This window comes from Moorena bouillonii PNG (genome assembly GCF_001942495.1).
Classification (GTDB): Bacteria; Cyanobacteriota; Cyanobacteriia; order Cyanobacteriales; family Coleofasciculaceae; genus Moorena; species Moorena bouillonii.
In genome coordinates, this window is the sequence record NZ_MKZS01000001.1 from 3,339,524 (window position 1) to 3,350,277 (window position 10,754).

General features: G+C 44.7%; 9 protein-coding genes and 1 pseudogene. 5 read left to right on the forward strand and 5 right to left on the reverse strand.

What is annotated here, in order from left to right; genetic code table 11:
* Positions 1–119: 119 nt before the first annotated feature.
* The 5 genes and pseudogenes from BJP37_RS13580 to BJP37_RS36480 all read right to left on the reverse strand — a co-directional run bounded on the left by BJP37_RS13580 (position 120) and on the right by BJP37_RS36480 (position 4,132).
* Positions 120–1,312: pseudogene (locus BJP37_RS13580) on the reverse strand (ISAs1 family transposase).
* Positions 1,313–1,412: 100 nt separating this feature from the next.
* Positions 1,413–1,652 carry a transposase family protein gene (locus BJP37_RS43545; protein WP_075899482.1) on the reverse strand — a complete coding sequence of 80 codons (240 nt, stop codon included), beginning with the start codon at positions 1,650–1,652 and terminating at the stop codon, positions 1,413–1,415.
* A gap of 728 nt (positions 1,653–2,380) precedes the next feature.
* Positions 2,381–2,638, reverse strand: a complete 258-nt coding sequence (locus tag BJP37_RS13590; RefSeq protein WP_075899484.1) for an NDH complex assembly factor CRR9 — start codon at positions 2,636–2,638, stop codon at positions 2,381–2,383.
* Between the two features lie 199 nt (positions 2,639–2,837).
* Positions 2,838–3,503 carry an iron-sulfur cluster biosynthesis transcriptional regulator SufR gene (gene sufR, locus BJP37_RS13595; RefSeq protein ID WP_075899486.1) on the reverse strand — a complete coding sequence of 222 codons (666 nt, stop codon included), beginning with the start codon at positions 3,501–3,503 and terminating at the stop codon, positions 2,838–2,840.
* A 380-nt stretch (positions 3,504–3,883) separates the two neighbouring features.
* Positions 3,884–4,132, reverse strand: coding sequence for a hypothetical protein (locus BJP37_RS36480; protein WP_143727602.1), 249 nt, complete (start codon positions 4,130–4,132; stop codon positions 3,884–3,886).
* On the opposite strand from BJP37_RS36480, the gene BJP37_RS13600 reads away from it, so the two are divergent.
* The 5 genes from BJP37_RS13600 (at position 4,131) to BJP37_RS13620 (ending at position 10,639) form a co-directional block, all read left to right on the forward strand.
* On the forward strand, positions 4,131–5,207 hold the full coding sequence (locus BJP37_RS13600; RefSeq protein ID WP_075899488.1) for an RRXRR domain-containing protein: 1,077 nt from the start codon (positions 4,131–4,133) through the stop codon (positions 5,205–5,207). The two genes, BJP37_RS36480 and BJP37_RS13600, sit on opposite strands and share 2 nt — an antisense overlap.
* 19 nt (positions 5,208–5,226) lie before the next feature.
* Positions 5,227–6,666 carry a Fe-S cluster assembly protein SufB gene (sufB, locus tag BJP37_RS13605; protein WP_075899490.1) on the forward strand — a complete coding sequence of 480 codons (1,440 nt, stop codon included), beginning with the start codon at positions 5,227–5,229 and terminating at the stop codon, positions 6,664–6,666.
* A 571-nt stretch (positions 6,667–7,237) separates the two neighbouring features.
* Positions 7,238–8,026, forward strand: coding sequence for a Fe-S cluster assembly ATPase SufC (sufC, locus tag BJP37_RS13610; RefSeq protein ID WP_075899492.1), 789 nt, complete (start codon positions 7,238–7,240; stop codon positions 8,024–8,026).
* Positions 8,026–9,375: a Fe-S cluster assembly protein SufD gene (sufD, locus tag BJP37_RS13615; RefSeq protein WP_075899494.1), complete on the forward strand. Its 1,350-nt coding sequence runs from the start codon at positions 8,026–8,028 to the stop codon at positions 9,373–9,375. Before sufC ends, sufD begins: the two co-directional genes overlap by 1 nt.
* Before the next feature lies 1 nt (position 9,376).
* Entirely contained in the window at positions 9,377–10,639 is a 1,263-nt protein-coding gene (locus tag BJP37_RS13620) for a SufS family cysteine desulfurase (protein WP_075899496.1), read from the forward strand.
* Positions 10,640–10,754 lie beyond the last annotated feature (115 nt).

The following is a 10,754-nucleotide window of genomic DNA, read 5'->3' on the forward strand; positions in this document are numbered from 1 at the left end:
GTGTGTACCAGTCCTGTTAGTCAACACTCCTGGAGCCTAACCGGCTTCGGTTAATAGATTCAGTCCATCACCTCCAATGATTGCTCCTCAACAATCTTGCATCACCCTCAAAAAATGCCTCACTTCGCCGCACTGGCGGCCAGGATTTTGATGATAGAGTCATTATCCATCCCCGCCCTATAACGCTTCATCTTGAGACTCTGGCGGGAGGGTTCGCGATCCACGCAGGTTAACACTCAGGCGGCGCAACAGCCCTAGATTTTCGCTTCTCATAGCCCTGGCGAACCCGACTGGCATCTTCATTAAAAGTGACATCCAGGACACTTTGTAGACCATTTTCAACACCCCAATGGGAGCGAATTACCTGGTTGTGTTGCTGGCCATCGGGTTCGAGGGCACTGAGGTAAAACTGAGTTTGTGTCGTGGTTTTGTTCCATAACTGCCGCCTTCGCTTCACCATCACCACGCTGGTTAAACCTTGCCATTGTGTTTGCCGATGCAACGGGGGTAGTTGACTCACAGGCACCGCCCACACCTGACGGGTTTCTAAGCGGTGATGCCCGGCCTCCACCGTTTGGTGGTAACTCAATTCAATCCCTTGCCAGTTCTGGTCTTCGGCCATAGCAAACCACTGTTCCACCTGCTGACTAAGCTTGCCCTGGTTGCCCTTGAGCGCCAGGACATAGTCCCCACCAGCTTCCTTAATTTGTCGGGCAATGTTGGTTTGGGTGCCCATGGCATCGAGAGTCACCACCGCTCCTTTGAGGTTCAGCAACTTGAGCAGCAGTGGCACTGCTGTGATTTCATTTGATTTACTCTCGACTTTTTGTTGGGCCAACACCAGTCCATATTCGCTGCTCCAGGCACTGACGCTGTGAAGCGCTTTGAGGTCGTTGTTACGGTCATAGGAGCCTTTGGCCGTCTTACCATCAATATGAATCAGTTCAATATTCAAGCTCTCGGTGATGCTGCCCACCCAACTCAGGAAGCTGGCTTCGAGTTGCTGGGGATCGAGAAGGCCAAACACCCGACCAAATGTATCGTGAGATGGTATTCCATGAGGTAAGTCTAAAAATGTTTCCAGCCACTGTAGCTTGGCTTTACCGTAGGTTTCGATGGCCACAAACCCATCGGCACCCGCAATCACAGCCAAAATGGCTATGGTAACAATCCCGACAAGATTATGGTCGATTCTGCTACCCACACGGGGATCCTCGAGATGCTCAAAATGATTGAGTACACTCTTTTTCAGGATCTGAGCCTCATGCTCATTGTGAGTGTTAAGAACGGGTCTGCCAAAACCTTTTGCCATGATGAGTGACGAGAAAATACAACCCTTTACACATCCTAGGTTACCCTTGATGAGAGATGAAGGACTTGTTCATGCAACCGTTTTTTTTGTCAAGTACAATTTATNNNNCCAGCCACTGTTGCTTGGCTTTACCGTAGGTTTCGATGGCCACAAACCCATCGGCACCCGCAATCACAGCCAAAATGGCTATGGTAACAATCCCGACAAGATTATGGTCGATTCTGCTACCCACACGGGGATCCTCGAGATGCTCAAAATGATTGAGTACACTCTTTTTCAGGATCTGAGCCTCATGCTCATTGTGAGTGTTAAGAACGGGTCTGCCAAAACCTTTTGCCATGATGAGTGACGAGAAAATACAACCCTTTACACATCCTAGGTTACCCTTGATGAGAGATGAAGGACTTGTTCATGCAACCGTTTTTTTTGTCAAGTACAATTTATACCAAATTAGATGCGATTACCCTGGTATGTATGTGCCGATTCATCGTTCATCATTCCTAAGACATAGTTCCTGAGACTTAAGGAATTTTTGATAATAATCCGATGATGATGGGGACTGTGAACAATAGAGCAATATCTAAAATCGTGATGGCTGCGAAGCGAATTTGTTGAGTATTCATGATGCACCGTTTCCTTGAGTATTAACAGCTGACCTAAGAATGCTAGCGGTAACTTAAATCCATTTCATCGATTTAGATCACGCAAGACTGTGATTTATGACAATCTATCTATGTGATATTGATCACTAATTTTAACCAAAATACTCTATACTATTCTATACTGTAATTTATAAAGAAAAGATTAAATCGCTGTAGGGCGCTTGATAGCGTAGACCATTGGTAAGTTTTTACTAGTGACAGGACTAAAATTAGTCCCAGAGGAACTATATTATATAAGTGCTTTAAAAATTATTAACGCACCCAAAGGATTTAATATTTATTTTATGAATAAGCTTTAAATTACTGATTTTTGATTAGGTTTGGTTGAGGTTTGTTTGTCAACAGTACTAGGCAGTAAACTATGAACAAACAACCGATTATATCAAGTCCAATGAATCACTTCTAATTACCATTTCAAAAATGCTGCCTCAACCCCTTGTTCTCGCCGAATCTTACTATCCTTCTCAAACCACTCGATGATCTGCTGATGGGTCAACTCTTCCATTGCCACCCCAGTATCTTGTGAAATATGCTTCAACAGTCTGAGGGAGGAAATCGTTAAACGAGTTAAAAATTTCTCTGGGGAAGAGAGCAATGCTTGGTCTACATCAGCGGATTCTTCCGGAGTTAAGAATTGGATTGAGGATTGCTGGGAATCAGCCATAAGGGTTTTCAAGGTTGACTACATAACTTTTAAGCTATCAGCTATCAGCTAATGCACTATGTCACAGGCTAGAAGCCTGTGCCACGCAAGCTAGTTGAGGTGCTATTAGCCAAAGGCCTGTGGCTGACAGCTGAAGGCTGACGGCTGTTCGCGTAGCGTGCGCGTAGCGCTTAAGCTTACAGGCTTAGTTATTGGCATGTTAGTTATTTGCTGGCGCTTTGATTAAATAGCCACACTGATGCTCTCCATTATTGAGCCAGTGAGTACGCTCCACTGTACAATCTGGCAATACGGCGGCAAACATTTCCAGTTCATGACCACAGACACTGGGGTAAGATTCGGCAACGTTGGAAATAGCACAATTGTATTCAGTTAAAATATACTGCTCACTAACCCCATTATTTAAATTACCTGATTCTAGGGTGTGCCACTCTGCCATATAACCTTCTAGTCTACGCAGTTCTACTAACTTGGCTACTCGCTCTCGCACTGTACCATTCCCGATACACTCCCGGTATTCTTGAGCTTTACGTTGCCATTGCTTTTGTAAAATCGTGCTAGTCTGTTCACGACCCAAGGTTTCTGTCATGGTATCAAGCAGGGAAACAGAAAACTCTCCGTAATGATGGGGAAAGCGATCGCGTCCTTTGTGAGAGAGGTGATAGATATGTTGAGGACGCCCCATACCAATTTGAACAGCTTTGTACTCAATTAGCCCTTCTGCCTCCAATTCTTTGAGATGACGTCGAATAGCTTGGGCGCTAACCCCTATGGCTGTGGCTAACTCCTGGGCTCTTGCTCGATCCTGTTTGAGGAGATATTGTAGGATGTCTCGCTTGGTGGAAGTTTGCTGAGTAGGCATCATGGGCTTAGGAGTTGGGGATTGGGTAACAGGGGAAGGGCACTCAGGCTTCCCTTTGGTGCTTGTCGGTACCGTTATTTCTATTTAATCTAAATTCTCTTGACTTTAACAACATGTTTGTTGTTAATATAACCTACAATAGAGTTAAACAACAAAAACGTTGTTTTAATCCACCCAGTAACCAGATCACATCCCGTGGGCATGAGGAAGCTATGGATTGTAGTTGTAACCGGCGATAAAAGCAAGCCGCTGTCTTGATGCAGTCGCTACCCGCAGTCTACAACCTCTAACTTTCCAAGCTGCCAACCTACTCTACGGGAAAGTCAAAGGCGAACAAGCTATCACTGTGTTTGTCTCTGTTTGTAACTCTGTTGAATCCTTAGTCAATGACCCCAACCTACTGCGTTGTTCGCGTAGCGTGGCCTACGGCCAGGTTGGGGCTTGGTAGACAACCAACTGCCGTGATTGACTAGACCATTGAGCCGAATTCTGGGACGAACGTTCAGATACTTCCCCAGTCTGGACCCCTTTAAAACTGTGTTGTCAGTTGCTGTTAAGACAGGACATCTTGGATTCGGTGGTCGAGGGGACGGGTGTAGCCCAAATACTTTTCTCGTGAGGTTTATCACCATGTTACGAGTTCCAGTTATTTCTCCCGATGGGAAACCATTAATGCCTACAAAAGCTTCTCGTGCTCGTCGTTGGCTTAATCAAGGTCTTGCCATTATTTACCCAAATGATCTAAATGTTTTTGCCGTTCAGTTAGTTAACCAACCATCTGGCGACCAAATTCAGGATATTGCTGTTGGTGTTGACCCCGGAAAACTATTTTCTGGTATTGCTGTTCAGTCAAACAATGCCACTCTCTGGACAGGACATCTAGTACTACCATATAAAAAAGTTCGCGTACGAATGGATACTCGGCGAATGATGCGAAGAACTCGCCGAGGCCGTCGAATAAACCGCAAGGTGGCTTATTCAAAAAGATCTCATAGGCAAAAACGATTCTCGAACCGAATAGGAAAAAAATTACCCCCTTCAATTCGGGCAAATCGTCAACTAGAAAACCGAGTAGCGAAAGAGCTTTGTCTTTTGTATCCAGTAAATGCCATTGTCTACGAAGTAGTTAAGGCTAATGGCAATAAGGGTTTTTCTCCTGTGATGGTAGGCCAATATTGGGCGATATCTCAGTTAGAAGAAATAGCCCCAGTAACTCAAAGACAAGGCTGGGAAACCGCCTTAAAGAGAGAAGCACTAGGACTAATCAAGGACAAAACCAACAAGAGTCGGCAAACAGTTAATACTCATGCAGTAGATGGGATTGCGTTAGCTGCCACTCATTTTTTCCAACGCAAAAATTATTATCACCGCAACGGGAAATTGAGTATTCCAAAAAACTGTGATGTAACTGATGCTGTTTTTTCCGTAATTAGACGTGCCCCCATAAGTCGCCGTAAGTTACACCTATTACAATTTTCCAAGGGTGGAAAACGACGTAAATACGGGGGAACAACTACTAGTCATGGTTTTCGCAAAGGAGACTATGTTGAGGCTGTCAAAGCTGGTAAAATAACCCGTGGTTGGGTAAGCGGTGAGACAACAAAACAAGTTTCCGTTAGCGATATCAATTGGAAAAGAATCGGACAATTTACTGCCCGGAAAGTCCGACTCTTAAAACGTGCAACGGGCTTAATTGTAAACCACTAGATAGAGGCGCGAAAAATCGATGACTGCCACTGTCAAGACATTAGTCAACCAGCCCTATAAGTACGGCTTTGTCACAGATATTGAAGCGGATACCATTCCTCGTGGACTCAATGAGGATATTATCCGTCTGATTTCGGCTAAGAAAAACGAACCTGAGTTCATGCTGGAGTTTCGCCTAAAGGCGTATCGACAATGGCAGAAAATGACCGAGCCAACCTGGCCCCATGTCACCTATCCTCCCATTGATTACCAAAAGATTATCTACTACTCAGCACCCAAACAGAAGAAGGAAAAACTCAATAGCCTGGACGAAGTTGACCCAGCTTTACTGGAAACCTTTGATAAATTAGGCATTTCCCTATCTGAGCAAAAGCGGCTGGCTAATGTAGCAGTGGATGCCATCTTTGATAGTGTCTCGATCGCCACTACCTTCAAAGACAAGCTGGCTGAGTCGGGAGTAATTTTCTGCTCGATATCGGAAGCGTTGCAAGAACACCCAGAGTTAGTGCGAAAATACCTGGGTAGTGTTGTTCCTGTGGCAGATAATTACTTTGTTGCTCTCAATTCTGCTGTTTTCAGTGATGGTTCCTTTGTCTATATTCCCAAAGGAGTCAAGTGCCCAATGGAACTGTCCACCTATTTCCGGATTAATAATGGAGACACTGGACAGTTCGAGCGTACCCTAATTGTGGCGGAAGAAGGGAGCAATGTTAGTTACCTAGAAGGCTGCACTGCGCCGATGTACGATAGCAACCAGCTGCACGCAGCTGTGGTGGAACTAGTTGCCCTGGACAATGCTGAGATTAAATACTCCACGGTGCAAAACTGGTTCGCTGGGGATAAAAATGGTAAAGGTGGAATTTACAACTTTGTTACCAAGCGGGGATTGTGCAAGGGAGTCAACTCAAAGATTTCCTGGACTCAGGTAGAAACTGGTTCTGCTATTACTTGGAAGTATCCCAGTTGCGTCCTAGTTGGGGACAATTCCATTGGTGAATTCTACTCTGTTGCTCTAACCAACAATCTCCAACAAGCGGACACAGGTACCAAGATGGTGCATATCGGTAAAAATACTCGCAGCACCATCATTTCTAAGGGGATTTCTGCTGGTAAGTCCAAAAATAGCTACCGGGGTCTAGTGAAAATTGGTCCGAAGGCCAAGGGTGCGCGAAACTATTCCCAGTGTGATTCCATGTTGATTGGGGATACAGCTGAGGCGAATACGTTTCCTTACATCCAAGTCCAGAACAACATGGGCAAAGTGGAACACGAAGCCTCGACTTCCAAAATCGGTGAAGACCAGCTATTTTTCTTTGCCCAACGAGGGATTTCAGAAGAAGATGCCATCTCCATGATGGTGAGTGGCTTCTGTAAAGATGTCTTCAATGAACTTCCCATGGAATTTGCTGCTGAAGCAGATAAACTTTTAAGCCTGAAGCTCGAAGGCACAGTCGGATAACTAAGGTTAGCAGGTTGAAGGTTGGGAGGTTGAAGGTTGGGAGGTTGAAGGTTGAAGGTTGGGAGGTTGAAGGTTGAAGGTTGGGAGGTTGAAGGTTGAAGGTTGTTAGCAGGTTGAACGCGCACGCGTGGCCTTTTGGCCAAGGTTTATAGATTAAGATGTTCAAAGTTAAAGCTGATCAAATTCAACTATTATTCAACCTGATAACCTTCAACCTCAAACCTAGTAACATTCAACCTTAAACCTTAAACCTTAAACCTAGTAACATTCAACCTTAAACCTTAAACCTTAAACCTAGTAACATTCAACCTTAAACCTTAAACCTTAAACCTAGTAACATTCAACCTTAAACCTTAAACCTTAAACCTAGTAACATTCAACCTTAAACCTTAAACCTTAAACCTAGTAACATTCAACCTTAAACCTTAAACCTTAAACCTAGTAACATTCAACCTTTAACCTGCTAACATTCAACCTTTAACCTGCTAACATTCAACATTCAACCTTAAACCTTAAAGCTGATAACCTTATAACAACACTTCTGGGATAAAGCATTTATTATCAAGTCGAAATGATTAGTGAAACTAGTGAAATAATATTGTCTGTTCGGGATTTGACCGCAGATGTGGATGGTAACCAGATTCTGAAGGGATTGAATCTGGAAGTTAAAGCTGGAGAAATCCATGCGATTATGGGGCCAAATGGTTCTGGTAAGAGTACTTTGTCTAAGGTATTAGCAGGTCATCCAGCCTATGATGTAACGGGAGGCGAGGTAAGTTTTTTAGGGCAAAATCTGTTGGAAATGGAGCCGGAGGAACGCTCTTTGGCTGGAGTATTTCTGGCGTTTCAGTATCCGTTGGAAATTCCTGGTGTCAGTAATTTAGATTTCTTGCGGGTGGCTTACAATTCCCGTCGCAAGCACAAGGGATTGGAAGAAATTGATACATTTGATTTTGAGGATTTAGTTGAAGAAAAGCTGGAAATTGTTAAAATGAATCCCAGCTTTCTAGAGCGTAGTCTCAATGAAGGCTTCTCTGGAGGAGAAAAGAAGCGGAATGAGATTCTCCAAATGGCACTTCTAGAACCTAAGCTAGGGATTTTGGATGAAACGGATTCGGGCTTGGATATTGATGCCCTCAAGATTGTGGCCAATGGGGTGAATCAATTGGCAAGTAGCGAGAATGCCATGATTTTGATTACTCACTACCAACGTTTACTGAATTATATTGAGCCGGATTTTGTTCATGTGATGGCAGATGGCCGTATCCTCAAGACTGGTAGCAAGGAGTTGGCTCTAGAGTTGGAATCCCGTGGTTATGACTGGGTGCTAGAAGACGAGACTGCTGAGGTGAGTGTCTGATGACTATGGAAGTTTCTGTAAAACGGGAGGTTTCTTATTTGTCGGCACTGCTAGAGCAATGTCGCCAGGATAATCCAGTTGAGATGGATTGGTTACAAGAGCTAAGTAACCACGCCAGGGGGATTGCTCAGGAGTTGGCGATTCCCACTACTAAAGATGAGGAATGGCGGTTTACGGATTTGTCGCCACTGATGCAGGTGACGTTTGAGGCTGCTGTAGCTGTTGATACAAGCACGTTGGATATTAGTCCGGTAGTTTTGCCAGAGGCGATTAACAGCCGATTAGTATTTGTCAATGGGATTTATGCCCCCGAGCTATCGTCTTTGGCTGGGTTGCCTGAAGGGGTGTTTGTGGGGAATTTGGCCGAGTTGCCATCAGAGTATCAGAGCCGAATTGCTGATTATTTGGGCAAGCAGCAGGGGGCAACCGATGTGTTTACGCTGCTTAATACCGCTGGTTTGACTGATGTGGCGGTGATCTGGTTGCCTAGGAATACTGAGGTGACGGTTCCCATTCATCTGCTGTTTGTTTCCATGGCTGATGGGGTGCCTAGGCTGTTTCAGCCCCGTTGTTTGGTGGTGGCGGAGGCCGGTAGTCAGCTGAGTTTAGTTGAAGAGTATTGGCAAGGCCAAGAGGAAAATAGCGCCCAGGGTGTTTATTTGACCAATTCCGTGACGGAGGTATGGGTTGGGGAGAATGCCAGAGTGACTCATATCCGGGTTGATGGGGAAAGTAACCAGGCTTTCCATGTCGGTAAGAGTGCGATCGCACAAGCTCGGAATAGTTTTTATAGTTGCCATGGGGTAGCCTTTGGGGGGAAGTTATCTCGCCATACTCTGGAGGTGTTTCAGATGGGTGAAGGGACCGAAACAATTCTAAATGGCTTGACCGCGATTAGTGAGCAACAGTTGGCAGATACTCATAGTGCGGTGATGTTGAATCATCCCAATGGGATCAGTAATCAGCTGCAAAAGTGCATTATAGATGGTAGTGCTCATGCGGTGTTTAATGGTAAGGTTAGTGTTCCTCAACCAGCCCAGTTGACCAATGCAGCTCAGTTGAATCGTAATTTGTTGCTATCGCCGAAGGCTAGAGTTGATACCAAGCCTCAGTTGGAGATTACAGCTGATAATGTGAAATGTTCCCACGGTGCTACAGTCAGTCAGTTGGAAGCGGATGAAGTCTTCTATTTGCAAAGTCGTGGACTGAAGGAAACCGATGCCCGTAACCTGTTGATTGATGCGTTTGTAGCAGAAATAATCAATCAAATTCCCCTAGCTTCTCTTCGTCAAAGACTTTCGGAAACAGTCATAAGTTCAAAACGGGAACGGAATAACGTTCAACAGTAACATGACCTTAACTCAAGAAAAAACCATTGCTGATCAAGTCCGGGCTGACTTCCCTATTTTGCACCAGGACGTTAACGGTAAACCGCTGATTTACTTCGATAATGCGGCTACTGCCCAGAAACCGGTAGCAGTACTGGATGCATTGCGCCACTACTACGAAATGGACAATGCTAATGTTCACCGAGGTGTCCATACCCTTAGCACTAGAGCTACAGATGGTTATGAGGGGGCACGGGATAAGGTAGCTAGTTTTGTAAATGCCCAGTCACGACAAGAGATTGTCTTTACCCGCAATGCTTCGGAAGCGATTAACTTAGTGGCTTACAGCTGGGGTTTAGAAAATCTGCGCCAGGGAGATGAAATTATTCTCTCGGTTATGGAACACCACAGCAATCTGGTGCCTTGGCAAATTATTGCTCAGAAAACTGGAGCAATACTAAAGTATGTGGGATTGACGGAGACTCAGGAGTTTGATTTACAACAGTTCCGACAGCTGATTTCTGAGAAAACCAAACTGGTAAGTGTGGTTCATGTCTCCAATACTTTGGGATGTATTAATCCCATAGACCAAATTATTGCGATCGCACATAGCTATGGCGCTAGGGTAATGATTGATGCTTGCCAAAGTGTCCCCCATATGCCCATTGATGTCCAAGCTATGAATTGTGATTGGCTAGTGGCATCCGGTCATAAAATGTGTGCTTCCACCGGGATTGGTTTTCTGTATGGGAAACTGGACTTACTGGAAGCCATGCCTCCATTTTTAGGTGGTGGTGAAATGATTGCCGAGGTATTTCTCGATCACTCCACCTATGGAGATTTACCCCATAAATTTGAAGCAGGGACACCAGCCATTGCTCAAGCGATCGCACTTGGTGCTGCGGTAGACTATCTGACTGGGTTGGGTATGGATACTATCCATAGCTATGAAGAAGAATTAACCGCTTATTTGTTTAAGCAGTTGCAGGAAATTCCCGATCTAATCATGTATGGCCCCCAACCAACAATAGATGGTAAAGGTAGGGCAGCATTAGCAACATTTAATGTAAAAGGATTGGATGCTAGTGATGTATCTACGCTGTTGGATCAAGACGGTGTAGCTATTCGTTCTGGAAATCATTGTACTCAACCTTTGCACCATCGTTTAGGAGTGACTGGTACAGCACGAGCTAGTTTGTATTTTTATAATACTCGTGAAGAGATTGATCGGTTTATTGTGGCGTTGAAAGAAACAATTGAGTTTTTCAGAAGTGCTATGGATTGAATATAGCAATTATTATTTGGGTGAGGTACTTTTGTTATGGGTTTTAGGGAGTAGGGAATAGGGAATCGGGAATCGGGAATTGGGAATCGGGAATCGGGAATCGGGAATCGGGAAT